23 protein-coding genes are annotated in these 26305 nt (G+C 52.6%); 11 read left to right on the top strand and 12 right to left on the bottom strand.

Annotation, left to right across the window (positions count from 1 at the left end; all coding sequences use genetic code 11):
* Positions 1-43 precede the first annotated feature (43 nt).
* On the bottom strand, positions 44-433 hold the full coding sequence (locus B0B12_RS05040; protein WP_076667685.1) for a hypothetical protein: 390 nt from the start codon (positions 431-433) through the stop codon (positions 44-46).
* Between the two features lie 268 nt (positions 434-701).
* On the opposite strand from B0B12_RS05040, the gene B0B12_RS05035 reads away from it, so the two are divergent.
* Complete coding sequence (locus tag B0B12_RS05035; RefSeq protein WP_076666366.1) at positions 702-1517, top strand: murein L,D-transpeptidase catalytic domain family protein; 816 nt, start codon at positions 702-704, stop codon at positions 1515-1517.
* A 71-nt stretch (positions 1518-1588) separates the two neighbouring features.
* Here the strand turns inward: B0B12_RS05035 and B0B12_RS05030 are convergent, their stop codons facing one another.
* The gene (locus B0B12_RS05030; protein WP_244554599.1) at positions 1589-1780 is read right to left on the bottom strand and encodes a hypothetical protein; all 192 of its coding nucleotides are present in this window, start codon (positions 1778-1780) and stop codon (positions 1589-1591) included.
* Between the two features lie 275 nt (positions 1781-2055).
* On the opposite strand from B0B12_RS05030, the gene B0B12_RS05025 reads away from it, so the two are divergent.
* Positions 2056-2853 carry a M48 family metalloprotease gene (locus B0B12_RS05025; RefSeq protein ID WP_244554598.1) on the top strand — a complete coding sequence of 266 codons (798 nt, stop codon included), beginning with the start codon at positions 2056-2058 and terminating at the stop codon, positions 2851-2853.
* Positions 2854-2891: 38 nt separating this feature from the next.
* Positions 2892-3797 (top strand): diacylglycerol/lipid kinase family protein, encoded by a 906-nt coding sequence (locus B0B12_RS05020; RefSeq protein WP_076666363.1) that lies wholly within the window; start codon positions 2892-2894, stop codon positions 3795-3797.
* An 8-nt stretch (positions 3798-3805) separates the two neighbouring features.
* Here B0B12_RS05020 and B0B12_RS05015 read toward each other — a convergent pair whose 3' ends face one another.
* Both B0B12_RS05015 and B0B12_RS05010 read right to left on the bottom strand, forming a co-directional pair.
* On the bottom strand, positions 3806-5035 hold the full coding sequence (locus B0B12_RS05015; protein WP_076666362.1) for a metallophosphoesterase family protein: 1230 nt from the start codon (positions 5033-5035) through the stop codon (positions 3806-3808).
* Positions 5035-5670, bottom strand: coding sequence for an LON peptidase substrate-binding domain-containing protein (locus tag B0B12_RS05010; RefSeq protein WP_076666361.1), 636 nt, complete (start codon positions 5668-5670; stop codon positions 5035-5037). Before B0B12_RS05010 ends, B0B12_RS05015 begins: the two co-directional genes overlap by 1 nt.
* 159 nt (positions 5671-5829) lie before the next feature.
* Between B0B12_RS05010 and mtgA the strand changes: the two genes are divergently transcribed.
* Together mtgA and B0B12_RS05000 are read left to right on the top strand one after the other, a co-directional pair.
* Positions 5830-6567, top strand: a complete 738-nt coding sequence (gene mtgA, locus B0B12_RS05005) for a monofunctional biosynthetic peptidoglycan transglycosylase (protein ID WP_076666360.1) — start codon at positions 5830-5832, stop codon at positions 6565-6567.
* Positions 6554-7048: a YybH family protein gene (locus B0B12_RS05000; protein WP_076666359.1), complete on the top strand. Its 495-nt coding sequence runs from the start codon at positions 6554-6556 to the stop codon at positions 7046-7048. The genes mtgA and B0B12_RS05000 overlap by 14 nt, the downstream gene beginning before the upstream one ends.
* An 89-nt stretch (positions 7049-7137) precedes the next feature.
* On the opposite strand, the gene B0B12_RS04995 is transcribed toward B0B12_RS05000, so the two are convergent.
* The 4 genes from B0B12_RS04995 to B0B12_RS04980 form a co-directional block, all read right to left on the bottom strand.
* Positions 7138-8277, bottom strand: coding sequence for an App1 family protein phosphatidate phosphatase (locus tag B0B12_RS04995; RefSeq protein ID WP_076666358.1), 1140 nt, complete (start codon positions 8275-8277; stop codon positions 7138-7140).
* A 57-nt stretch (positions 8278-8334) separates the two neighbouring features.
* On the bottom strand, positions 8335-9171 hold the full coding sequence (locus B0B12_RS04990) for a M48 family metalloprotease (protein WP_076666357.1): 837 nt from the start codon (positions 9169-9171) through the stop codon (positions 8335-8337).
* Positions 9172-9390: 219 nt separating this feature from the next.
* Positions 9391-12240 (bottom strand): M16 family metallopeptidase, encoded by a 2850-nt coding sequence (locus tag B0B12_RS04985; protein WP_076666356.1) that lies wholly within the window; start codon positions 12238-12240, stop codon positions 9391-9393.
* Positions 12241-12329: 89 nt separating this feature from the next.
* Positions 12330-12806, bottom strand: coding sequence for a hypothetical protein (locus B0B12_RS04980; RefSeq protein ID WP_244554597.1), 477 nt, complete (start codon positions 12804-12806; stop codon positions 12330-12332).
* 73 nt (positions 12807-12879) lie between these two features.
* Here B0B12_RS04980 and B0B12_RS04975 point away from each other — a divergent pair, with 73 nt between their 5' ends.
* A complete protein-coding gene (locus tag B0B12_RS04975; protein ID WP_083704082.1) occupies positions 12880-13947 on the top strand; it encodes a DNA topoisomerase IB in 1068 nt (355 codons plus the stop codon).
* An 87-nt stretch (positions 13948-14034) separates the two neighbouring features.
* On the opposite strand, the gene B0B12_RS04970 is transcribed toward B0B12_RS04975, so the two are convergent.
* Both B0B12_RS04970 and pgi read right to left on the bottom strand, forming a co-directional pair.
* Positions 14035-15633, bottom strand: coding sequence for a hypothetical protein (locus B0B12_RS04970; RefSeq protein WP_076666354.1), 1599 nt, complete (start codon positions 15631-15633; stop codon positions 14035-14037).
* 47 nt (positions 15634-15680) lie between these two features.
* Entirely contained in the window at positions 15681-17330 is a 1650-nt protein-coding gene (gene pgi, locus B0B12_RS04965; protein WP_076666353.1) for a glucose-6-phosphate isomerase, read from the bottom strand.
* Positions 17331-17538: 208 nt separating this feature from the next.
* Between pgi and B0B12_RS04960 the strand changes: the two genes are divergently transcribed.
* From B0B12_RS04960 to B0B12_RS04940, 5 genes are all read left to right on the top strand, one after another.
* Positions 17539-17724: a hypothetical protein gene (locus B0B12_RS04960; RefSeq protein WP_076666352.1), complete on the top strand. Its 186-nt coding sequence runs from the start codon at positions 17539-17541 to the stop codon at positions 17722-17724.
* A gap of 111 nt (positions 17725-17835) precedes the next feature.
* The gene (locus tag B0B12_RS04955) at positions 17836-18582 is read left to right on the top strand and encodes an HAD family hydrolase (protein WP_076666351.1); all 747 of its coding nucleotides are present in this window, start codon (positions 17836-17838) and stop codon (positions 18580-18582) included.
* A gap of 35 nt (positions 18583-18617) precedes the next feature.
* Positions 18618-19439 (top strand): trehalose-phosphatase, encoded by an 822-nt coding sequence (gene otsB / locus B0B12_RS04950; RefSeq protein WP_076666350.1) that lies wholly within the window; start codon positions 18618-18620, stop codon positions 19437-19439.
* Positions 19432-21834 carry a glycoside hydrolase family 65 protein gene (locus tag B0B12_RS04945; protein WP_076666349.1) on the top strand — a complete coding sequence of 801 codons (2403 nt, stop codon included), beginning with the start codon at positions 19432-19434 and terminating at the stop codon, positions 21832-21834. The genes otsB and B0B12_RS04945 overlap by 8 nt, the downstream gene beginning before the upstream one ends.
* Before the next feature lie 197 nt (positions 21835-22031).
* The gene (locus B0B12_RS04940; RefSeq protein WP_076666348.1) at positions 22032-22970 is read left to right on the top strand and encodes a 1-phosphofructokinase family hexose kinase; all 939 of its coding nucleotides are present in this window, start codon (positions 22032-22034) and stop codon (positions 22968-22970) included.
* A 641-nt stretch (positions 22971-23611) separates the two neighbouring features.
* On the opposite strand, the gene fbaA is transcribed toward B0B12_RS04940, so the two are convergent.
* Together fbaA and B0B12_RS04925 are read right to left on the bottom strand one after the other, a co-directional pair.
* Positions 23612-24682 (bottom strand): class II fructose-bisphosphate aldolase, encoded by a 1071-nt coding sequence (gene fbaA / locus B0B12_RS04930; protein ID WP_076666346.1) that lies wholly within the window; start codon positions 24680-24682, stop codon positions 23612-23614.
* 107 nt (positions 24683-24789) lie between these two features.
* Positions 24790-26199 carry an exonuclease domain-containing protein gene (locus tag B0B12_RS04925; protein ID WP_076666345.1) on the bottom strand — a complete coding sequence of 470 codons (1410 nt, stop codon included), beginning with the start codon at positions 26197-26199 and terminating at the stop codon, positions 24790-24792.
* Positions 26200-26305 lie beyond the last annotated feature (106 nt).

Below are 26305 nucleotides of genomic sequence, written 5' to 3'. Positions count from 1 at the left end.
AGATAGTAATTATAGAAGCCCGCCTGATAGCGGGCTTTTTACTTTATCTGGAGGCAGGTATAGGTCGCAGGTATGTGATTTCACTTACCTTGTTGAGGGCATTGAAGCGCACTTCAGCCCGGTTGGCGTTAGATAGCTTGTTTCGTTCGTTACAGTGCGAGCCGGGCTCAAAGTAGTAGATGAAAACACGCTGACCCCGGCGCATCAGCTGCTCCGCGTCAGGTTTGCCCAAAATGTCCTTTACATCCGATTCTGGAAGCCCATACAACTCGCGGCGGACTGACTCGAAGTCATTGACCATGGTGCTTCGCTCTCCAAGGCATCCTTTCTTATCTTTTTGCCATTTTTCGCTGTCGAAGCCTGCTATGCGGGCAGGATCGGAGCAGCCCATCAGGATGATCAGTAGAAGGGTATAGAAGGGGTAGGTTTTCATGTGCTGTTCTCTTCCCTCAAAATTGCAGCTTCCGGCTTTGGCATACAAGTAATTGTCCTAATTTATAAAGCGAAGGTTTGTTAACACCCTCAAAAATTTCCGGCCTGGTATACTAAGCTTCAGGTATACAGACGTTTACTTATACATAAGCTCACAGATGTTGGAAGAAGGTCTGCAATTGGACATAAACATCTTTTAAGGGAACAATCTTTGTGTTTTTTCCTGTTAGTACAGTAATTGCGTAAAACCTGATAAGAATAATAACCCTATGATAAGAGCTATTGTTACCTCTTTTGCCCTGAGTTTCCTGCTGATTGCCACACCTGGCGGCGCCCGACCTGACGAATCTGATAGAGCGGGACGTACTGCCGAGACTGTTCTGACAGCTTCTTCACTTGCCAATCTTTCCTTTGCTGAGAAAAAACTCGCCTTCGACGAGCATGTGCAGGAGGTATACAACCGTGTAGGCTTACAAAAAGCCGGGCTGTCTTTCAGCGTGTTTGAGCGGGCTTATACCGGTTACCATAACTTTAAGCAGGATGCCCTGACAGCTACCGACAAGCAGATCTTGACCGTAGTCGATTTCACAAAGCCTAGCAACCTGAAGCGTATGTGGGTTATCGATCTGGAGGAAGGTAAAGTACTTTACAATAACCTGGTAGCACATGGCCGCAACACAGGCAATGTGAAAGCAGAGAAGTTCTCAAACGAGCCCAACTCTAATATGAGTAGCATGGGATTCTACCTCACCGATAAGACTTACTATGGGAAGCATGGTCTGTCGCTCCGCCTCTCAGGTATGGACGAGAAGTTTAACTCCAAAGCAATGGAGCGTGCCATCGTGTTGCATGGTGCCGATTATGTAAGCGACGATTTTGTGAAGCAGTACGGTCGGCTGGGCCGCAGCCTGGGTTGCCCGGCGGTGCCTAGAGCCATTTCCGGCGACGTGATCGAACTGATCAAGAACAATACAGTGCTGTACATCCACAGCGCAGATAAAACTTATACTTCTGACTACCTGAACACCGAAAGAGCCGTTGAAGGCTTTGCCGCACTTCAGGGTATAGAGTCGATACAAGCATAGCCGAATTTAGAATGACACAAAAAAGCCACACCGTTTACGGCGTGGCTTTTTTGTTTTTTTAACCTTTCCAATCAGGTCTGGTCTTTTGTGGTCTTTACCAGGTTGATGCCTGCAAAGAAGAAGATCAGCCCGACGATAAATGGCACGACGGCTGTGTACTTGCCGATGGCTGCACCGTCGCCTCCCATAACGAAGGCATAAGCGCCCCAGATGATGCCGACTATACCTAATATGGTCAGAATGGCACCGAATGTTCTTTTCATATTCATAATTATCAGTTTAGTTTGAAGCTGTTTTTGCAGCAATTTCTTGTATTACGAAATTCATATAAAATAGGGTAGCTATTTATGAATTCTCAGTCCGTTTCCGGTCAGCATCCTACATTATTTTCATGGCGCCTACGTATACTTTCTAGTACAATTGAAGTATATGCTGAAGCGGCCCATCCAGCCACTTAGAAAGCTCATTTTCAAGTGTGGATGTATAAGCGAGTCAAACATTCAGAATCAAGCAGATATAGCATAGCATGAGAGGAATCATGAAATTTATCGCCGCTTTGCTGATTGCGGCGGTATCGTTGGTCACGTACTGGTGCAACAGGCAGGAAAACGAATTCACGGGCCAGATGCAGCACGTGGACATGACCGTAGAGCAGGAAATTGCCCTTGGGTTGCAGACAGCTCCCCAGATGGCTTCGCAGTACGGCGGCCTGCATCCAGACGAGCAGGCGAGGGCCGAGGTCAACGCCATCGGGCAGCGGCTGGTCCAGAGTACCCGCGTCGGCGAAACACCTTATAAGTTTGATTTTCATCTATTGGCCGACGAGCAGACGGTCAACGCCTTCGCCCTGCCGGGTGGACAGATCTTCATCACAGCGGGTCTGCTTCGCCGTCTGGGTTCCGAAGCGCAGCTGGCCGGTGTGCTAGGCCATGAGATTGGGCATGTTGTGGGGCGGCACTCTGCCCAGCAACTGGCCAAGGCCAAGCTCACGCAAGGTCTGACCGGAGCCGCTGCCATTGCCACTTATGACCCGGACAACCCCGCCTCCCGGACGGGCGCTGTGGCCGCCGCCATGATCGGCAAACTGATGAACATGCGCTATGGCCGGGAGGACGAATTGGAATCAGACAGGCTGGCAGTGCGGCTAACAGGCGAAGCAGGCTATGACCCAAGGGCCATGATCGAGGTGATGCGCATTCTGGAAGAAGCCAGTGGCGGCAGCAGTGGTCCAGAGTTCGCCCAGACACACCCTAACCCGGGTAACCGGATCGCAGAGATTGAGCGGGCCATCCAACAAGAGTACCCGAACGGTCTGCCAGCCGGTTTAGTAGAATAATCTGCGGCCATTTAAAAAAAATGACACCACGACTGCATATGCAAGAAGAAAATAAGCTCCGTAATCTGCTCTTTGTCATCAACCCCATAGCGGGCGACATCGACAAAGAAGAGCTGGAAGATGAAATAAAGACAGTGTGCGCCGAGCATCAACTGAACTGCACCATTTACCGCACGACAGGCAAGCAGGACCCGGAGCAGGTAAAGGCGCACTTGGGGAAAGATAAATATGATGCTGTTTTTGCAGTAGGGGGAGATGGCACGGTCAGTATGGTCGGCGCATTGCTAATCGGCACTTCAATACCGTTGGGCATTATACCACTGGGTTCGGGAAATGGCCTTTCGAAAGACCTGGGTATACCACAGGACACCGAGGAGGCCCTGCAGCTGATCCACGAGCATGTGGTGCGCAACATCGACACTATCGACCTGAACGGACGACCATCGATCCACCTCAGCGATCTTGGTTTCAATGCCTTGGTTGTGAAGCGTTTTAGCGAAGGGGAGAAGCGCGGACCGGGTGCCTATGCCTGGATCGCCCTGCAGGAGTACATCAATTACGAATCGAAGTTTTACCGCATCGAGACCGATACGGAGAATTTTGAGGGTGAGGCTTTTATGGTGACCATCGCCAACGCTAACGCCTTTGGGAGCAATGCCGCCATCAACCCCAGCGGCATTATGAACGACGGCCGCTTTGAGATCTGCCTGATCGAGCCCTTCCCGAAAGCCGCCGCGCCAGTTCTGCTGGTGCGCATGTATACCGACAACATCGATGGCTCTATTTATAGCCGTCGCATCAGCTGCCGCAAGGCTACGGTTTACAACATCGACCGCGAAGTGGCCCATATTGACGGGGAACCAGTTGAGCTGGGAGAGGAGATAAAAGTGACGATGCACCCCAGAAGCCTGAAAGTCATCCTGCCTATACCTGAAGAGGGCTAAACAGCCTGCTATACCTGCTGCTCCTGCTTCTTCGGTTGCAGGACCGGGCTAAGCTCTTTCCTGAACACGACGGCGCCAGGCTTTGGAATGTCTTCTGCTTCTGCGGCGGCCAGCGCCTCTATCCATACCTCGCCGGTGTCGTAGTAGTTGAGCACAAAGAAACCCCGCTGCTCTAGCGTAAAGGTGGCCTTGCCGCCTTTTTTCACAAAAGAGGTTTTGCTGCCTGATCCGCTCACGATGTAATGATTGTCACGCACCTCGAAGTGTTGCAGGTTGTGGTCGTGCCCCGCTACATACACAATGTTGCTGTACTGATGGAAGATGCGAAGCAGCCGTTTGCGCATCTTTCGGTACTTGCGGTGCGACATGTCTTCATAGGCTCCAAACAGCTTGCGGTAAAACGGGTAGAGCGAACCGAAAATAGGCAACGGTACATAAAAGCGCTTGTGTGCGGCTGTGAGCGGAAAAATGTGCTGCTTGATCGTGAATTTGCCCCCATGCAGGGCATTGCTGTAGAGCGGGTGGTGGGCGGCCACTACAATACGCTGGTGCTGGTTCCGGCGCAGGAGCTGGTTCAGGCGCAAAAAGAATTCCTCGATGTGGTCATACGGGCAACCCTGGTTCATACCCATCGGCTTTTCACCGCGCTGTACCCACCACTGCGTATTGATGATAATAAGCAGCAGCCCTTCGGCCAGCTGTATGGCTTCCGGACCAGGACAGCCGTGGCGGGGCAGGTAGCTGTCTTCGTCCTGCAGGGTGTCGACTACGTATTTTTCCTGCCGCAGCATATATTCCAGCCCATTCTTGCGACCCTTGTTCCAGTCGTGGTTGCCGCTCAGGAAAATCTTGCGTCCTGCATAGGCGCCCATTTGCTGGAGCAGAAAATCGAACCGCTCCTTGGCAGCGGGGTAGTGACGGTGTGTTTCGGGGGGCAAGCCGACCGGGTAGAGGTTATCTCCCAGAAACAGGATGCTGCCGTCTGGCCCTATACTTTCCTGCCATTCCTGCAATAGCTTCATCACAGGGTCAGAACCGTCGGTTGCTACGTAGCCCACATCGCCCATAAAGGCGATGCTGTGTACCAGCCGTGCCTCCGGTTTGGGCAGGCATTTGCGCCAGCCCACATCTGAGAGTTTGTAAAAGGGTTTTTTACGGTATTTGAGCTCCTGCCAGTAGCTGAACAGCCCAAACACCAGAAACAGTACGGCAGGTATAAGCAGCAGGTATAGGAGCATCAGAAATTGGGTGGTGTGAGGTTTTTGAAATGACCATTGAGCTTGACGCGCTCCTTGAGTTTTTCAGTTTCGGCTACGATGGGCAGTACCTGCTGAAGATGCTGCAGAATCATCTCCTGGCGCATGGCCTCGCTGTTGCATTGCAGCAAGGTATACTCCTGCTCGGTATTAAGCCCTAAGTGATGGCCAACGTCGTAGGAGGTGAAGTTCTCGGGCAGGTCCAGAAAGATGTTGCTTATACCTAGGGCCGTATACAGTTCGCGAAGTTTCTCGCGTATCTGTTCCTTCGTCACAATGTCTTCGTCCTCCAGGTTCTCCACTTCCTCTACCTGGCCGCCCGCATACAGCCTGCCCGGCGCCTGTTTGTCAAATTCCACTATTTTAAAAATGCCGATACCTTGCGTACGGATGTCCATCTCGCCATTCTCATATTTCTTCTCGACCTGCAGCAGCTTGATCTCGGTGCCGTATAGGCCCACGCCGTTGTTAATGTAGGTGGGAATACCGAATGTGCCGCCACTTTCGATGCAGTCGTAAACCAGCTGTTTGTAGCGAGGCTCGAAAATATGCAGGTTCAGTTTCTCGCCCGGAAATACCACGATATTCAAAGGAAATAAAGGTAAGTACTTTTGCATGGGTGTTCTCTTTAGCTTTATAACAGGCAAGTTCCGGTTTTGTATACAGAATACGGGTATGTCCGGAGCCGTGTTAAGTATAACAATTCAGTCGGACCGCATTTGTTGCAATATGAGCCAAAACAATTAGCTTTGCGCACTTATTTTCAACCGCTTTAGATGAAGAAAAAACGGCTGGGCTTCCGTGAGATCAGGCTGATCGTCACCAAGCTTTTGCTGAGCCTCGTGCTCCTGAGTGTGCTGTGGGTATTGGTATACCGCTGGGTGGCTCCGCCCGCTACGCTGCATATGGTGAAGCGCCGCGCCGAAGCCGGAGCGGCAGATAAGGATGACCCTTCGATCAGGTATAAGTTTGTTTCTTTGGAGGAGATGTCGGAGCAGTTGCCGCTGGCCGTGGTGGCGTCTGAGGACCAGCTTTTCCTGGAGCACAGCGGCTTCGATTTCAATGCTATTGCGGATGCCTTTAAGCGCAATCAGAAAGGGAAAAATATCCGGGGAGGCAGTACCATCAGTCAGCAGGTGGCCAAAAACGTATTTTTGTGGCATGGCCGTAGTTACCTGCGCAAAGGGGTGGAGGCCTACTTTACGTTTCTGATCGAATTGCTCTGGGGCAAGCAGCGGATTCTGGAGGTATACCTGAACATTGCAGAGATGGGGGACGGAGTGTTTGGCGTGGAGGCTGCTTCGCAGAAATACTTTAAGAAACCGGCTGCACAAGTAGGACGGCAGGAGGCAGCCCGCTTGGCGGCAGTGCTCCCCAACCCAATTCGCTATTCTGCTGAAAGGCCATCGGCTTACGTGATGGGCAGGCAGCGGCGTATAGCCCGCGCCATGGGCCGACTGGGTGGAACCACTTATATCAAAACCATACTTCCCACAAAAGATGAAAAGAAATAAGTTTATTGGTGCGGTGGCCTTAGGTATAGGCTTGTCGCTTACGGCCTGCAAGCAACAAGAAGAAAAACAGGTGGAGCTCGCCACCAATACTCCTGCCACGCACGACACAGCCGCCGCAGAAGCGCAGGTGCGCGACATGCTGGCCGCACAGTCAACTTGCTGGAGCCAGGGCAACCTCGACTGCTTTATGCAGGATTACTGGAAGTCGGACTCATTGCTGTTTGTAGGCAAAAGCGGCCTGACCTACGGCTGGCAAAAGACCCTCGACAACTACCGCAAAAGCTACCCCGATCCAGCAGCCATGGGCCAACTGACCTTTGACCTGAAAGAGTTTCGTCACCTGTCCTCAGACCACATGCTGGTCGTAGGCAAATGGCACCTGCAACGCGAAGCCGAACTAGGTGATCTGCAAGGCCACTTCTCCATCATCCTCAAACGCTTCCCGGAGGGCTGGAAGATCGTAGCGGACCATTCTAGTTGAGTTAAAAAGGTGAGAAGTTAAAAAGTTATAAAGTTGGTTATCTCAAGGCGATCACTTTCTAACTTTCTACATTTTTAACTTCTCAACTTCTATTCATCTCCCTCGGCGTCCACCTCCGTCTCACGGGCAATTTCCGGAATTTCTTCGGTGAAGATGTAACCGCATTTGGCAGCGTGTTCAGCGGCCTCCAGGGTTTGTTTTACCAACACCATCTCCACTTCTTTGTTGTCCTTAAACTCGTCGAATATCTTGACCACTTTGGTGGTGTGCTTTTCGATGTTCACATCCCGGATGTAGATGGCCAACACACGGCCCGGATGCTTGCGCACGACTTCAGCGTAAATCTCGGCATCCTGCTGTCCACTGTCGCCTATCAATATGAACTTGAGCTCGGGATAAGTGATCAGAATGTTCTCGATCTCTTTGTACTTGTGGCTCATGTGGTCCGAGGAGCCGAGTTTGCTCTCGTCTATGCCGAAATCCCGGAGCAGGAGCGGACCCTGCGGTATCTCGTTCAGTTCCAGAAAGTGGTAAAGCAAGTCGTACGTGTTCCAGGGGCTGCTCGAAACGTAAAAAAACGGGTTGTTGCGCTTGCCGTTTCGTCCTAGCTGCAGGGACTTGTAGAAGGAGGAAACCCCATGGAAAGGGATGCGGGAATGCGCATTGTTGAGCAGTACGTTTCGGCCTGTCTGCAACAGGCTGGTGGCGCCGGTCCGCACCACGGTATCATCAATGTCGCTGATGATGCCATACTCGGCATCGGGAGGAGGAACGAGCACATGCGCCTGCGCCTTCACCGGACCCTCCACTTCAACCGGCGATTCTGCCAGCGTGATATCAATGGTGTGCCAGATGTCGTCGAGCACCAAGGGCCTCTCTGGAGCGAGGTTCAGCACAAAGTATCCTTCTACATCAGTCGTGATTTCGTGCTTCTGATCTCCCAGGCAGAGCTCCACACGGGCTCCCGGAATCTCCCGGCTGTTGAAGCGCTTGTACATGTTCAGGATGTTCTCCCACAAGGAATCATTTTCCTCCGACACTGTGATGCCCTTGTCGACCAGCACGCGCCCTTTCACATATAATCGGGAGGGGGTGCCGTAGCTGCGGTAGGCCATGATGTGCAGCGGGCCAAACATGTTGAGCTTGCGACGCAGGTTAAAGGTCAGGGTATCAAACTTCTCTTCCGCTTTCAGGACGGCTTTGGTGGCCGTGTTCTTTATTTTTTTCATCGTCTGCAGGTACAGGAGTGAAACAGAAAGGCCTGCCTCGCGACAGACCTTTGCGTGTTACAAGTTCAGGCTTTTTTTCAGTTCGTTGAAGTCGGTATTGGCGGCCCCGTCTGTGGCGCAGCCACGCTGGTTAGCCTGCTGCTGTATGTTCTCGACGCGGTTCTCCGGGTTTGGGTGCGTGCTCAGGAACTCAGGCGGGTTGCTGCTTTGCGCCTGCGCATTGAGCTTCACGAAAAAGCCGGCCGCACCGTCACAGGCATAATAATTAGTGCCATCCAGGTATACCACCGAGGCATTATCGGCCTCCGTCTCGGCACCACGGCTGAAGCGCAGACCGGCCAGCGTACCGGCCAGCTGAGCGGCAATCTGCTGCAGTGTGCCAGCATTGTTACCAAGCGCCACGGATAGTAGCAACGCTATACCATAGTCGCGCTGGAGCTGCTGTACGCTGTGGCGTTTGTCGGCGTGCGCTATTTCATGGGCCAGCACGCCGGCAAAATGGTCTTCGTCGTCCAGAAACTTCATCAGGCCGGTATACACATAAATGTGCCCGCCTGGTGCGGCAAAAGCGTTGAGGGTTTCGCGGTCGTCGATGATCTTCACTGTCCAGACAAATTCGTTTCTGTATTTGATCTCACCGGAGTTAAGCACGCGGTTCACAATGCGGTCAAGGTGGGTATAGGCTTTCTGCACATTTGCATTGGAGGAGTTTTGTTCCAGCAGCTTGCCCTGTGCGCGAAAGGTGGAGTCTACCTGCTGCGACACCTGCTCTCCCAGCCGGATGTCGTCCTGAATGGAGAAAATGACACCTTCGTTGTCTTTACAACTGCTCATGAAAAACACGCTGGCAAAGACGAGCAACCAGGGTGCGGTAAGCTTGATATGTTTCTTCATTTGGTTAAGAGTGGTAAAATGGGTTTAAGCGCTGCACAGGTATAAGCCGGAAAAACAGCCCCCTGCAAATGCTTAGAACTTGCGCGATCAGATTTTAGTATGCCCTTACGGATTAAAAATACCCATGGTTGGAAGCATTGTGGACAGGTATAGCGCAGAAAATAGTGCAAATAAAAAAGCCCCTGAATTTCAGGGGCTTTTTTTCAAGTGTAGTATGGATTATTTTACGGATGAGGTACCTACGGGGTTGCCGTTGGTATCCAGCTCCACCAATTCGTAGTTCAGCTTCTGCAGCTCAGGCAACACGGTCTTCTTGTCGCCCACTACCACGATGTGCATCTTGTCAGCAGGCAGGTGCTTGGCTGCCAGCGCATCGATCTCCTGCTTCGTCATGTTGTTCAGGATCTGGGTCTGCTTGCTCACGTAGTCCTTCTTCAGGTCGTAGCGCAGGATGCGGCCCAGGAAGTTCGCCTTTTGAGCAGGCGTCTCGTACTGGCGGGCATCTGACTGACCGATCGAGTTCTTCATGAACTGCAATTCATCTTCTGTGATGCCTTTGGTTCTGAAATCGTTGATCTCTTTCATGAATTCCACAACCGAAGCGGCTGTAGCATCGGCACGCACACCGGCAGAAGCCGTGTAAGGACCAGCAAAGCGGCTGCCACCAAAGCCTGAACGGGCACCGTAGGTATAGCCTTTGTCTTCACGCAGGTTCAGGTTGATGCGGCTGTTGAAGGCACCACCCAATACGAAGTTCATCAACGACGTTTTGTAATACTCACCGGTCGCGTCGTAAGGGAGGGCCACGTAACCGATTCTGATCTCAGATTGTGCTGCGTCTGGCTTGTCCACAAAGTAGATCTTAGTAGAGGCGATGGCAGGAGCCTTCACATCAGCAGGCACAGTTACATTCTTCTTTTTCCAGTTTTTCAGGAAGCCGAGTTTACCGATGATCTCTTTTTCGTTGATGTCACCTACTACCACCAACTCAGCGCCGGTAGGCGTGTAGTTGTTGGCATAGAATTGCTTCACATCGTCCAGTGTGATGCTGGTAACCGACTCTGTTGTACCTGAAGTAGGTATAGCCATGATGTGGTTATCGCCATAAAGCAGTTTGTTGTACACGCTGCTGGCAATAGCCGTTGGCTGTGTCGACTGGTTGGCTATACCTTCCAGCTGCTGCTTCTTCAGACGCTCAAAGTCGTCCTGCGCAAACTTCGGACGGAACAGGCGCTCTTCGAGCAGTACCAATGTCTTGTCCAGGTTCTTTTTCAGCGCTTGCACCGTGATGTAGGTGTCTTCCGTACCGGAACCAATGCGGATCGAGCTACCCAGTTTGTCGAGCTCGCTTGTGAAGGCTTCCGAAGTGTAGTTCTCGGTGTCCTCGTTCATCAGTGAAGCTGTCAGCGAAGCGATACCTGCTTTGCCCGGGTTGCTGGCCAGTAAACGGTGTCCGCCAGGTATAGTCAGCTGCAGCGTTACGGTTGGGATTTCGTCCGACTTGGTGCCGATCACCTTCATGCCATTCTTGAACTTGGCAGTATAGAAGTTCGGTACGCTCACCGCCTTAGCCTGACCAGCTACCGGGCGCTTGCTGCGGTCGAACGTGTCAACAGCCTTGGTATAGCTCAGGCCGCTGTAGTCCTGCGGTTGTGCTACCGATACCTTGGTGTCAACGGTGTAGTTGTCGGCTTTGGCCACCATCTCCGGCTTGCCCTTAGGCACTACGCTCAGGATAACGGCCGGCTTGCCTTTGATGTACTGGTTGTACACACGCATCACGTCTGCTTTGGTCAGCGCATTGATGCGACGGATTTCCTCCTGCAGGTAGTTCGGGTTATTGCGGAAGGTTTCGTATGCAGCGAGCTGCGATACTTTGCCACTCACGCTCGCCATGCGGTTGATCAGGCTCGACTCAGCAGAAGCCTTGTAGCGCTGCAGGTCTTCGTCAGTCACGCCGCGTGTTTCAAACTCAGCAATGGACTTGCGCATCAGTTCCTCCATTTGCGCCAGGGTGCTGTTCGGGAACGCCATGATGGAGATACCGAATTCACCAGCCAATTCTGAGGTAGAGTTCATGGCAGAAGCCTGCAGGGCTTTCTGCTCTTTCACGAAGTTTTTGTAAAAGATAGAGTTACGTCCCTGTCCCAGGATCTCAGCCAAAACGTCCAACGCGTGCTCATCTTTGTGACCAGCCTCAGGCACCGGATACGTTACGCGCAGCATTGGGAAACGCACGTTATCTTCGTAAGAAACATAACGGTCAGCAGTAAGCGAAGCGACCATTGGCTTCATGTCCTGTACGGCAGGGCCGGTAGGGATTGAACCGAAATATTTCTCCACCAGCTTTACTACTTCCGCCGGGTTTACATCACCACCTACTGTTACAGTGGCGTTGTTCGGACCGTACCAGCGGAGGAAGAAGTTCTTCAGGTCGTCCACGTTCACGCGGTTCAGGTCCTCGATGTAACCAATGGTAGTCCAGGAGTACGGGTGACCGTAAGGGTAGAGGTTCTGAGAAGTCTTCTCGTATACCAGACCGTAAGGGCGGTTGTCGTAGTTCTGGCCACGCTCGTTCTTCACGGTTTCGCGCTGCACTTCGAATTTCTTCTGGGTTACGGCATCCAGCAGGAAGCCCATGCGGTCAGCCTCCAGCCAAAGCGCTGTTTCCAGTTGGTTGCTTGGCACGGTTTCGAAGTAGTTGGTGCGGTCGCGGTTGGTAGTACCATTCAGCGTACCACCTGCATCCGACACGATTTTGAAATGCTCTTCGTCGGCCACGTTGTCGGAGCCCTGGAACATCATGTGCTCAAAGAAGTGCGCGAAGCCAGACTTACCCACTTCTTCGCGGGCCGAGCCCACGTGGTAGGTAACGTCCACGTGCACAACCGGATCAGAGTGATCTTCGTGCACGATCAGGGTGAGGCCATTGGCCAGTTTGTATTTTTCGTAAGGTATAACCAGCTCATCGCCTTTCTTGGTTACCTTTTCCACGAGTTTTGTCTGCGCCTCGGCTGCATTGACCACACTGGCCGTTAGCACGATGCTCAAACCGATTTTCTGAAGCATAAAAATTTGTTTAGGTGAACGATTGGTCTTTTGTTAAGACCAATATAACACATAATGGTTTAATGCTATAAGAAAATATAGACGAACGCCTATTTTGTTTCGGCAAACACTTGTTTAGCGAACATAACCGATACAGCTAGGGTCAAAAGAGCCACTACCAGCATGGCCGTGGTTAGCAAAAAAGCCATACCTGCCGTCTGGGTGGAGTTCGGCTCCGGCGCCTCCTGCACCATCTCGAGCAGGCGGATAAAATAGGTGCCTGAGCGCCACCCTAAGAGCAATGTAAGCAGGCCGGCCTCGGCCGTACCCAGCAGAAAGCCCCAGCGCTGGCGGCGGTTCAGGAAGTGCCCAGCCGTGAGGGCCAGCAGACCGCCGGCTATACCTGTGATGAGCGCGGTCTGGGCTTGCTCGCCGGCTATATCTACGGCCACTATGCCACAGCCCAGCAGAAACACGCCAAAGAAGGCATAGAGGTATGAGATTTGCTTATGAATGGTCATGCGTTTGTCTTTTTTCCGGGAACAAATATAGCGGTAATTGTTGAGCAGGTATAACCCAATGTCCATACCCGCTTACCTCCCGAATAACTTTTGAAGACCATCGTAGTATTATGGCAGGGGGCGCCTAATGCCTCAACAGATGACGAAAGAAGAACTGCATAACTTACATAAAGATCCGGCACTCTCAGCAGAGTGGGCTGGTCTGCGCTATACCTCGGACGAAAAGCCGGGCATCACCCGGAAGAAAGCCGGAAAAGGCTTCCACTACCACGACCAGAAAGGGGAGAAGGTGACGGACGAAAAGACGCTCGATCGTATCAACAAACTCGTGATCCCGCCTGCCTGGACCGAGGTATGGATCGCAAAAACTGCCAAGGGACACCTGCAAGCCACCGGCCGCGACGCCAAAGGTCGTAAGCAGTACCTATATCACCCCGAGTGGCAAAAGGCCCGCAATCTGACCAAGTTCGGCCGCATGATCGCCTTCGGGAAGTCGCTGCCCGCCCTGCGAGAGCGTATTCAGAAAGACATCCAGTCGCGGGAGCTTGACAAACGCAAAGTGACGGCGCTGGTGGTGTCGATCATGGACAATGCCCTGATCCGGATCGGCAACCGCGCCTACGCCAAGTCAAATAAGTCCTACGGACTTACCACGCTCCGCGACCGGCACGTGTCTTTTAATGGCAGTACGGTGACCTTTTCGTTTGTGGGCAAAAAGGGGGTGGAGCAGAAGATAGACCTGAAAGACCGTCGACTGGCCCAGCTCGTAAAGAAATGTAAGGATATACCTGGCTACGATCTGTTCCAGTACTACGACGAGGACGGCGAGCGGCAGACGCTGGAGTCAGGCGACGTGAACGAGTACCTGCGCGAAGTGACGGAGTATGATTTCACAGCGAAGGATTTCAGGACCTGGGGTGGCACCGTGCGCATGGTGGAATGTTTGGAGCGCGTGATCGACGAGAGCCCGGAAATTGACAAGGAGAAAGGTATAAAAGAGGCCGTGAAAGAAGTAGCCAGAGGCCTGGGTAACACCCCAACCGTTTGCAGCAAATATTACATTCACCCCGAAGTTGTAAACCTCTTCCGCGAAGACAAATTGATCAACTACCTTAAAAAACACGATCCCACCAAATCGAAGATCGAACACCTTAGCAACATGGAAAATTTCGTGTTGAAGATGCTGGAGAAAAGCCTGAAGAGTTAAAAATTTAAAAAGGTCGGAAGTTAAAAAGTTGAGAGTGTTATAAATTCTACTTTCTACCTTTTTAACTTCTAAACTTTCTAACTTAAATCAGTTTCCCTCCCTGTCATAGGCATGCACCTTTACGTCGCGGGTGGTGAGGTCTTTGGCTTCGGTACCGAAGTCGATTTCGTTGCCGCGCTCGGTGTCGTAGATGTGGGTCATTTTACGCCAGCCCTTGACAGCGGATTTGTCAGTGATCTCGTCTTCTCCAAGGCCGCCATATACCTCCACCAGTATACCATCGGCTACATCCCCCTCAATCAGAAACTGATCGTCTCCACTGAGTCCGTGTAGGGTGATCTTTTCGGTTTCATTGCGCAAGAACACACGTTGATAAAGCACTTTCTCAGGTATGGCAGCACGAGCTGGTCGAATCAGTTTCACTTCAGTGCGTTCATCATCCAGCCGCCGTACCTGAAAAATATCCGTTTGGTCGGTGCCGGCAATGGTTACCTCCCCGGCCAGGATTTCATACATCTCTTCGGCCACCACAGGCAATTGGTCGCGGCGGCTTTTCAGGTTTTGGATGGTTGTTTCGCCTTTTAAGGTATAGATAGGATGAGGCAGGTTTTTCACGGCCCTTTCAATCACTTCATCTGTCAGTCTTTGCTGCATATCTTCGGCAATCGCTATCCATTCATCGCGGGTCAGTTCATGGAGCAGGCGCTCGTCTATGAACCGGGCATTGATCATCAGGGCTTTCACATCCCTGATTTTCGGGCCGAAGGAGTTGAACTTGCGTGCCAGAAGCTTGCTGGTGGCGATAGCAGGTATAGCGCCGTCGTTCATCTTCAGGAAAACCTGGTCCCGGTCTTTGGGGATGGGCCTGTAAGTCGTATCCGTCTGCGTTGCATAGGCCGCCCAGTCCCACTGCCCTTTATGGCGGTCCCAGTCACCGACGAGCACATCCAGGAGTCGGGCACGGGCAAAAGCCTTCTGGTCGAAGTGGTGCGTGTTGGTTTCGTATCGGCTGCGCAGAGCGTCTTCGGAGTCCACAAATCCGGAAACATTTCCAAACATGCCCAGTGTGTCGGCCATGCTGACAAACTTCTGTTCAAGCATGTATACCTTGCCTTGCACCGCCCCGGCATATTCCCCAAATGCTGTGTCGCTTTTCGGGACATAATAAAGAGTGGGAGAGGTATGGTAAACGCCTGCCGCATGGGCCAAGTCAGGTATAATAAGCGCTCCGTAGGGATTGGCAGAGGAAATCTGGTCACGCAGAATGTTGGTAACGAAGGTAGGACGCCAGAATTTGGCCAGCACGAGCACCGGGTCTTTGTCGATGGAGCGGAAAGCGTAGGTGCGACCAAGACTATCCTGAAGCTGGAAGCTGCTCGTCTGGTAGCCACCTCCCTTCTTCAATACTTTCATGCCACCGTTCACCTTGGCAAGATCAAAGATGGGAAGCTTAACGGGTGTGGTCCAGCTGTCGCGGTGGTGGTCGCCCCAGAATAGGCGATGAAACCAGCTGCGGTCATAGTGCCGGCCTGCGACGGCCCATACGCTGTCGGTGCCAGCCGGGGGCAGTTCATATTCTCCCGGCTGTACCAAAGCGTCTTGTTGGTAAAAATTATCGTCGGCGCAACTGCTTAGCAAAAGTGTGAGAAGCAGCAGAAGCGCCGTTTTAGGGTATAGGTGCTGCATAAGGTATAGATACCATCCTTAAACGCAGCCCTGCCGCAAGGTTTTCGCTATTTGCGTTTTTGTCTGTAGTAATTGATCAGTCCGGCTGTGGAGCTGTCGTGATCAGCCTGCTTGTCCTGCAGCAGCTCTTCCTCAATGGTGCCGGCCAGTTGCTTGCCCAGTTCCACGCCCCATTGGTCGAAGCTGTACACGTTCCAGATCACACCCTGCACGAAGGTCTTGTGCTCGTACATCGCGATCAGACTGCCCAAGGTATAGGGCGTTAGCAAATCGAACATGATGGAGGTGGAAGGTTTGTTGCCTTCGAACACCTTGTGCGGCACCAGTTGCTCCAGTTCTTCACCCGCCATACCTTTCTTCTCGAGTTCGGCACGTACTTCTTCTTCTGTCTTTCCCTTCATCAGCGCCTCGGTCTGGGCAAAGAAGTTGGAAAGTAGCATCGGGTGGTGCTCGCCGATCGGGTTGTGGCTGTTCACCGGGGCCAGAAAGTCAGAAGGGATTAGGACCGAACCTTGGTGTATCAACTGAAAGAAGGAATGCTGCGCGTTGGTGCCTGCCGCGCCCCAGATGACTGGCTGGGTCTGATAATTCACATACTTACCGTTGCGCATAGCGGTCTTACCGTTGCTTTCCATTTGCAGTTGCTGCAGATACTCCGGCAAGAGGCGTAAATATTGATCATAAGGCAGCACCGCATGCGACTGCGCCCCGAAGAAGTTTGTATACCACACGCTCATAAGTGCCATCAGTACCGGTATGTTCTGGCGCATGGGCGTGTTTTTCAGGTGCTTGTCCATGGCTTCAGCGCCGCGCAGCAGTTCCTCGAATTTGTCATACCCAATGGCGCAGGCGATCGAAAGACCAATGGCTGACCAGAGCGAGAAGCGGCCGCCCACCCAGTCCCAAAAGCGGAAAGTATTTTCCGGAGCGATGCCGAACTTGGCAACTGCCTCGGTATTGGTGGAGAGCGCCACAAAATGCTTGCTCACATGCACCTCGTCTTTGGCCGTTTCCAGGAACCAGCTGCGCGCGGTGTGGGCGTTGGCGATGGTTTCTTTGGTGGTGAAGGTTTTAGAGGCGATGATAAAGAGCGTCGTTTCCGGATCAACTTTTTTCAGCACTTCTGCCGCATCAGTGCCGTCCACGTTCGAAATGAAATGTACTTCGATGTTAGGCTTCTGGTATTTTTTGAGCGCCTCGGTCACCATTTGCGGACCCAGGTGCGAACCGCCAATGCCGATGTTGACCACATGCTGCACTTTTTTGCCGGTATAGCCCGTCCACAAGCCATTGTGTAGGCGATCGCAAAAGTCTTTCATCTGGCGCTGCACATCCCGCACTTCTTCCAGCACATTCTCCCCGTCTACCATCAATTCCTGATCCGTGAAATTGCGCAAGGCTGTATGCAGCACAGCGCGTCCTTCAGTGGCATTGATCTTCTCACCGCGCAGCATGCTTTCGATGGCAGCCGGTACTTTTGTATCCTCGGCCAGTTCAGTCAGTAGATCCAGCGTCTCTTCGGTGATGCTGTTTTTCGAGAAGTCGTAGAGCGTGCCGTCTACTTCAAAAGAGAATTTCTCAAAGCGTTGCGGATCGGCCTTGAAGAGGTCGCGCAGGTGTTGGTGCTGCAGCTCAGCAAAGTGGGCTTCCAGTTTTTTCCAGGCTTTGGTCGTGGTCGGGTTGTCAGATTGTAGCATGTTTTATTTTGTGTAGATGTCTTTGGCTGAAATTACTCAAAAAGCAAGTTCGGGGTTATTCGAATTATTAAAAGCAGGGGTAGCAAAGGTAAGGTAATTTCAGGAGGCACTGACTGAAAAGGTATCATTTACCGTTCTCCTGCGTAGGTCTAAGATTGAAAAGGCTTATAGAGCTATCATAGTCACCAAACATTTTAACTGCTTGATCATGAAAGAGGAAAAGAACCAGCACGACGATCATAAATCACCCAAAGCGAAAATACTCCGCGAAGACGACGGAAAAAGAACGCCGCCTCACCATCCGAAAGGAGCAACAGGTGAGCAGCATCACAACACTCATCCGGAACAGGCTCCCGACGTGCCCCCACATGAACGCACAGAAGGTATACCTTAAGCGTATATACCTGCTAAAGAGGCATGCACGGTGACGCATACCGGGTGTGCCTCCTTTATGCCCGGGCCATTCGCTCGTCTGCTATCCTAATGTTTTTAATTATACGAGCTTATGCATTCCCTTCAGCAAAATCTACAGGACAAGCACATCAAGGCGCTGATCTTTGATCTAGACGGTGTTGTCACGCAAACGGCGCGGGTACATGCCCAGGCCTGGAAACGCATGTTTGATGCCTACCTGCAAAAGCGGGGCGAGGCAGAAGGAAAGCACTACGAACCGCTCGACATCGAAACCGATTACCGGGAGCACATCGACGGTATTCCGCGCTATGACGGCGTACGTAATTTTCTGGAGTCTCGCGGCATCCGGCTGCCAGAGGGCACACCCGAGGATGAGGCGGGACACGAAACGGTAGCTGGTCTCGGCAATCTGAAAAACATGTACTTTCAGGAACTGGTGAAGCAGGAGGGGGTGGATGTATATGAAGATACCATCGCCTGGCTGAAACAGCAAAAGCAGAAGGGCTTGCGCACTGCCATTATATCGGCCAGCAAAAATTGCGTGGATGTACTGCACTCGGCAGGTATAGCGCACCTCTTTGAAGAGCACGTGGACGGACTGCAATCGGGCCAACTGGGACTAAAAGGCAAGCCTGCTCCAGACATTTTTCTGGAAGCCGCGCGCCGCTTAGGTATAGCCCCACAAGAGATCGCTATATTTGAGGACGCCCGCAAAGGCGTGCAGGCTGGAAAAGCAGGTGGATTTGGGCTGGTGGTCGGCATAGACCGCACCCACGACGAAGCCGCTCTGAAAGCAGGTGGTGCCGATCTTGTCATTCAGCAATTCCCTGCACCCTGACACATCCTCCAACACCGACATCCCAAACCAACACCATGATACAAAAACGTGAGGCCCAGGACTTGCCTTCGGCCCTCAACCAACTCCACGAGCTCAAAGCACAGTTCCAAGGCAAAACTCCGGCTGTCTTCCTAGACTACGACGGCTGCCTGACCCCCATTGTGCAACGACCCGAAATGGCCATCCTGTCAGATGAAATGCGTACTGCCTTGCACGAGTTGGCGGCTGTTACCAAAGTGGCTGTGGTAAGTGGGCGCGACCGTAAGAATGTGGAAGACCTTGTCAAACTTGACAACCTATACTTTGCAGGCTCCCACGGATTCGATATCACCGGTCCGGGCGGTATGGCCTCGGAGCCCGGAGGTGCCAAAGCCGCTCTGCCTGCCCTGGACAAAGCCGATGGCATCCTGCAGGAAAAACTCCAACATGTGGCAGGAAGTCTCGTGGAGCGGAAGCGCTACGCCATTGCCGTGCATTTTCGCAACGTGGCCGAGGACCAGGTGCAGGAAGTGCGCAAAGCCGTAGACGAGGTGCTGGACGCGATGCCTGAACTCAAGATAGGCTACGGCAAAAAGATCTACGAGCTTAAACCCAACATCGACTGGCACAAAGGCAAGGCGGTGATGTGGCTGATGCAGGAGCTCGGTTTGAACGATGACAACTATATTCCGCTCTATATCGGCGACGACATAACTGACGAAGACGCCTTTGCAGAGCTGCAGGGACAGGGTATAGGAATACTGGTGGGCGAACACGACGATCAGACGGCAGCCACGTACCGGCTTGAAAGTGTGGAGGAGGTGCGGGTTTTCCTGCAGGACCTGACAGACACCATCAAGCAAAAAAGCAATGGCTGATTGGAGCATTGTCTATAACCAATGGGTGCCTGAGGAGCAAACCCTGCGCGAAGCCCTCTGTACCCTGGGGAACGGCTATTTCGCCACACGGGGCGCCTTTGAGGAAGTCAATGCCGAAGCCGATGCTCACTATCCCGGCACTTACCTGGCCGGCGGCTACAACCGGCTCACCTCTGAGGTGTCCGGCAAACAGATTGAGAATGAGGACCTAGTAAACTGGCCCAATTGGTTGCCCGTTGCTTTTCGTCATCCGGGCGAAGCGTGGTTTCACATCAAAAACGTCGATGTGCTGGATTTTAAGCAGGAGCTCGATCTAAAGCATGGCGTGCTGCGTCGTTTCGTACATTTCCGCGACAGCGAGGGCCGGGAGTCAAAGCTCCATACCCGTCGCATTGTCAGCATGGCCAACCGGCACCTGGCAGCGCTGGAGTGGCAGCTTATACCTATCAACTGGTCGGGTGAGATAGAGCTGCGGTCCGCCCTGGACGGACGCGTGATCAACAGCGGCGTGGCCCGTTACCGCGCGCTGGCCAGTCAGCACCTCGAGTTGCTGGAGCAGGGTGAGCACGACGAGGAAACCATGTACCTGGTGGTACAGACCGTGCAGTCGAAGACCCGCATGGCGCAGGTGGCCCGCACACAGGTATACCTGAATGGAAAAGCCAGTGGTGTGTTGCCTCAGACAAAAATCGAGCAAGGCTATACCAAACATCAATTCAAGTTGAAGGCCACCAAAGGCCAGCCAATTCGGCTCGAAAAAAGCGTGTTGCTTTATACCTCGCGCGACTGGGCCATTTCGGAGCCCTTGCAAGATGCCTGTGTCAACATGGTTAGGCAGGGTACTTTTGAAGAGTCGCTGGAAGAGCACAAACGCGCCTGGCAGCGCATCTGGAACCGCTGTGACCTCTATACGGCCTGCAATACCAAAGTGCAATCCGTTCTGCGTCTCCACATTTTCCACCTGCTGCAATCTGTTTCAGGCCATACCGTCGACCTCGACGTGGGCGTGCCTGCACGCGGTTGGCACGGGGAGGCCTATCGGGGACACATATTCTGGGATGAGCTGTTTATCTTTCCCTTCCTCAACCTGCGCCTGCCTGCCATCACGCGGGAGTTGCTCATGTACCGCTACCGTCGCCTGCCCGAAGCCAGAAGCGCTGCTGTGGAAGCCGGGTATAAAGGAGCCATGTTTCCGTGGCAGAGTGGCAGCAATGGGCGCGAGGAAAGCCAGGTCATTCACCTCAACCCGCAGTCAGGCCGCTGGCTGCCCGACAACACGTTTCTGCAGCGGCACATCAGCTCGGCAGTAGCTTACAATGTGTGGCACTATTACCAATCCACCGACGACATTGATTTTCTCAGTTACCACGGTGCCGAGCTCATGCTGGACATCGCCCAGTTTTGGTCGACCATCGCCACGCGCAACAAGGAGACCGGCCGTTACGAGATACTGCATGTGGTAGGGCCGGACGAGTACCATACCGAGTACCCCGATTCGGAAGAAACAGGCCTGAACAACAACGCCTATACCAATGTGCTGGCCGTTTGGGTGATCCAGAAGGCGCTGCAGCTCAAAGAAGTGATCGACGACTCACGTTACGAAGAACTGCTCACCAAACTGCACATTTCACCCGACGACCTGACGCGCTGGCAGGACATCAGCAAGCGCATGTACGTCCCTTTTTTGCAGGACAGCAGCATCATCGCGCAATTCGACGGCTATGACCAACTGCAGGAGTTTGACTGGAAGAAGTATAAGGCGAAGCACGGGGAGGCGATGCGGCTCGACCGCATCCTGGAGAGTGAAGGCGACAATGTGAACAAATACAAGGCCAGCAAACAGGCGGACGTGCTGATGCTCTTTTACCTGTTCTCTTCCGAGGAGCTGCTCTCCATCTTCAAGCAGCTCGACTACGACTTTAAACCGGCCAGTATACCTGAAAATGTGGCCTACTATGAACAGCGCACCTCGCACGGCTCCACGCTGAGCAAGATCGTGCATGCCTGGGTGCTGGCCCGGACGGACCGGAAACGCTCCTGGAAAAACTTTGAGGTAGCTTTGATGAGCGATCTGGAAGATATACAGGGCGGCACTACGGCAGAAGGAATCCACCTCGGCGCCATGGCCGGCACAGTAGACCTGGTACAACGCGCCTATACCGGCCTCGAGATCCGGGACAACGTACTGTGGTTGAATCCGGTGTTGCCGGATGAAATGCCTTGCCTCAACCTGCAGTTGCGCTACCGGGGTCATTGGATCAAATTAAATCTCACAGTCGATAAAATGATCATCACCTTCGACAGAGGCTGGTCCAAAGAAGTGAAGATCGGGGTTCGTGGGGAGGTCTATACTTTCAAGACCGGTGACCAGAAGGAATTCAATATCAGCAGATGAGGGATAAGGTCTTTCATTTGGATTGCCTATACCTGTAGACCCTTTATGAGTAAGTGAGAAACTGCTCCGAGGCATAGGGATCGCTCAGTCAGAAAAGCAGTTTAGAACAGCGTCTTATATACCTGTTAATTCTTCTATCCTCCGTTTGAGATTCTTCCATCAACTATCTTTTTCTTGAAACTTATACCTGAAGCAATATGCACAGCGTCCTGACCATTACAATCAACCCCGCCCTAGATAAAAGCACTCGTGTTCAACGTGTGCTGCCCGAAAAGAAACTGCGCTGCGAGGAGCCTGTTTACGAACCGGGTGGTGGCGGTATCAACGTTTCCCGGACCATACGCAAGCTGGGTGGCAGCTCCTGTGCTTGGCTGCTCTCGGGAGGGCCAGCCGGGGAAAAGCTCTGCGATTTGCTGAAGGAGGAAGGCGTGGAATACTGGAACGGGCCAACCAAAAGCTGGACCCGTGAAAACCTGATGGTGGTGGAAGAAAGCACCGGCGATCAGTTCCGCTTCGGCATGCCGGGCCCACGAATAGAGGAGGCGGAGTGGCGACAGGTGCTCGACAAACTAGAAAACCTGGAGAAAGTACCCGAATACGTCGTAGCAAGTGGCAGTCTGGCGCCCGGCGTGCCCGATGATTTTTACCTCCAGATGGCCGTGATCGCGCGTAAACGGAACTTCAAGCTGATCCTCGATACTTCGGGCGAGGCTTTGATGAAAGCGGCAGGAGAGGGGCTATACCTGATCAAACCCAACTTAGGTGAATTGGCGAAGCTGGCCGGCAAGGAGCACATCTCGGCATTTGAGCAGGAGGACTTTGCCATGCAGGTGATCGACGAGGGCAAGTGTAAAGTAATGGTTGTGTCGCTCGGCCCACGGGGTGCCATGTTGGCCTCGAAGGAATCAGGTATACATTATGTCGTGCCGCCCACCGTGAATCAACAGAGCGCCGTGGGTGCCGGGGACAGCATGGTAGCCGGCATGGTGATGAGTCTGCTGCATGGCTGTTCCCTGGAGGAAGTAGTGCGCTACGGCGTGGCCGCCGGAACCGCCGCCACCATGACGCCGGGGTCAGAGCTTTGCCGGAAAGAGGATGTCGAGATGATTTATCAATGGTTGTTGAAGCATAAGTAGGGTGATAATAGCGCGAGTGTCCACGCTCGTGTCTGCTATCGTGGGGCCTCTGGCCCAGGTATAGGTATAGCGGCCGCTTCTTTTGCATAGGATGCCTTGGCCAGGCGGGCTGCTCTTTCGCCTGTGCGGCGGGCACCTTCTTTTTGTCTTGACACAAAAAGAAGGCAAAAAAGTCAAGACGCTCCAAACTCGCTGAACGCTCTTGACAGGGGGACCCCTTCACCCCCAACAGTGGAGCGTCGAAAAGTGCACCTGGCACGGCTAGTTGATTCATAGTTCAAGGTGCAAATTAGTCTTCTCCTATACCTGCCAGTGTTGTGTGTGGCCTTCGCAACATGGCTATATCTGTGGTTGGGCAGAGGCCAAAAGTCCCCCTTCGAAGGGGGCAGGGGGATGACACTTTTCAACTGTACTACTTGAGCTGCAGCGTTTATACCTTAAAAAAGGACGCGGCCAAAAATCCCCTCTCGGGAGGGGCAAGGGTGGGTATAATCGTGCATATATTGACCTCCTGTTTTTAGGAGCGACTAGGGGGAGGTTTAATCCTGAAAATCCTTATGGTAGGGGCCCGTATTAAGATTCAGACAAAATAAAAAAGGGTGAAGCTTTCGCCTTACCCTTTCTGTTATTCTCAGTTCAAACTACGCATTTCGGTTCACGCAATTCAAATCTTCAAATGCCTCTTTCAAACGGGCAATGAAGTTCTCTTCGCCTTTGCGCAGCCATACACGTGGGTCGTAGTATTTTTTGTTTGGAGAGTCAGGTCCTTCCGGGTTGCCGAGCTGGCCTTGCAGGTAGTCCTTCTTCGACTCGTAGTAGTTTTTCACGCCGTCCCAGAAAGCCCACTGCATATCCGTGTCGATGTTCATTTTGATGGCACCGTAACCGATCGCTTCTGTGATCTTGGCTTTCTCTGAACCGGAACCGCCGTGAAATACGAAGTTCACCGGGTTGTCGCCTGTGCCGAATTTCTCTTTGATGAAGTCCTGTGAGTTTTTCAGGATCTCAGGGCGAAGCTCTACGTTGCCTGGCTTGTACACGCCGTGCACGTTGCCAAAAGCAGCCGCGATCGTGAAGCGGTCGCTCACCTTTTTCAGCTCTTCGTAGGCATAAGCCACTTCGTCTGGCTGGGTATATAGTCGGGAGCTATCCACACCAGTATTGTCCACGCCGTCTTCCTCGCCGCCCGTTACGCCAAGCTCGATCTCTACGGTCATGCCGATCTTATTCATGCGCTCCAGGTAGCTGGCGCAGGTCTCAATGTTTTCTTTGATCTCTTCCTCCGACAGGTCGAGCATGTGCGAGCTGTAAAGCGGCTTGCCGTGTTGTTCGTAGTACTTCTCACCTGCATCCAGCAGTCCGTCAATCCAAGGCAACAGTTTCTTGGCGGCATGGTCGGTGTGCAGTACCACCGGTACGCCGTAGGCTTCAGCCATCAGGTGCACATGCTGCGCACCCGATACGGCACCGGCAATAGCGGCTTTCTGGTTGTCGTTCTCCAGGCCTTTGCCAGCGAAAAACGTGGCGCCACCATGCGAGAACTGGATGATGACGGGGGAGTTAAGGGACTTGGCTGTCTCCAGTACAGCATTGATAGAGTTGGTGCCAATCACATTGACGGCTGGCAGCGCAAAGTTATTTTCATTGGCATATTTGAAAAGCTCTGTTACTTCATCGCCAAACAATACGCCCGATCTGAAACGTTTTTCCATGTATGTTTAAGTTTTATTTCGATTTGAAATTAAGGATAAAAAATTTCTAAACCGAAAATACCCAGCACGCGCTGCAGAAAAATGGTCCTATACCTTTTCAGGAAGACTTAATCGAACACAAGCACTTTGTCTTTGTGCTTGCCGCGCATGTGCCCGCGTATGATCTGCTGGATGTCCTTATTGTCGTTGTAGTGCTTTATCTCCGACTTGAAATCCTCAAGCGAGTTAGCAGAGAAGTACTCGTCCACGAAGCCAAAGCCAAGGTAGGTGCCATGCTCCACCACTACAACAGATTTTTCGCCCACCTCGCGTCCCTTGCCCACGATCACGAAGCTGTTGTGCTCGTAGGTAAACGACTCGATGGCAGCGTCCACGCGGGCGTTGTACTCGGCGGGACTTTCCGCCCCGATGCAGGCGCCTTTGCAGATGTGTACCTGGTAGTCAAAACAGGCTCCTGGTGTTTTATAAAGGTCGCACAGCTTCTGGCACAGATTGTACTTCGATACTTTATGAAACAGGAAACCTTTTGCCTTGAACTGGTTGGATAGCGCGATGATGGGCGTCATGTTTACGTTGTCAGCTTTGTTCACACTCCCAAATGTCAGACGCTTATAACCATTTTCGTCTTCGTAGGTAAAGATGCCGGTATTGAACACACTGCGTCGCTGCTGACGGTTGTAGTGCGGCTTCATCCGCTTAATCTCCGCTGACTCAAATAGCAGCGCCACTAACTCGTTGCCCATTAGTTCGTAAGTGATGTCAGTTATTTGATTCTTGAACTCAATGGATTTGCGACTCTTATAATCGATGTTGAAGTGCTGGATGATGCGCTTCCGGATGTTAATGCTCTTACCTACATAAATCACCTCACCGGCTTCGTTGTAAAAGTAATACACGCCCGGAGCCGTTGGCAAAGCGTCCACCTGCTCCTTGCTGATGGCTGGCGGCAACAGGGAGGCCTTGATCTCGTTTTTGAGTTGTTCTGATGGGTCTACTACGTGCTGCACGCCGTCTATCACCGGCCGGTTGATCTTGATCAGCTTATCAAATAGCTTGGCCGTAGCCTCTGCGTCGCCGATGGCACGGTGACGCATCTGCAGCGGTATGTCGATGCTCTTGCATAGTTTGCCCAGCGAATAAGAGGGCAGGCCAGGTATAAGCGAGCGGCTCAGGCGCACGGTACACAGCGTCTTGCGCTGGAAGGTAAAACCCAGGTCGGCAAACTCTTTCTTGATGAAGGAATAGTCGAAGCGCACGTTGTGAGCCACAAACACCATCCCCTCCGTGAACTGCACGATGTCCTTGGCCACCTCGTAGAACTTAGGTGCGTCCTGCACCATGTCGTCGGTGATGCCGGTGAGCTGGGAGATGAAGTAAGGTATAGGACGCTGCGGGTTGATCAGGGTGCTATACTTGTCCACGATCTCTTTGCCGTCGTGAATGAAAATAGCGATCTCGGTAATCTTGTCCTGTGTGGGCTGACTTCCCGTCGTTTCAATGTCTATGATGGCGTACAAGCTGTATCTCTTTTAGGCTTTTTCGAAGCTGCCCTGTCTTTCGCTGAAGGGCTATCCTGTAAACCAATATTCTTAGCAATACGTTTCAATTTCTGTTTACGCCATA

Origin of the sequence: Pontibacter indicus, from assembly GCF_900156345.1 — a bacterium.
Classification (GTDB): domain Bacteria; phylum Bacteroidota; class Bacteroidia; order Cytophagales; family Hymenobacteraceae; genus Pontibacter; species Pontibacter indicus.
Note: the sequence above shows the minus strand (reverse complement) of the source record. Positions and strands in the feature narration are given on the sequence as shown.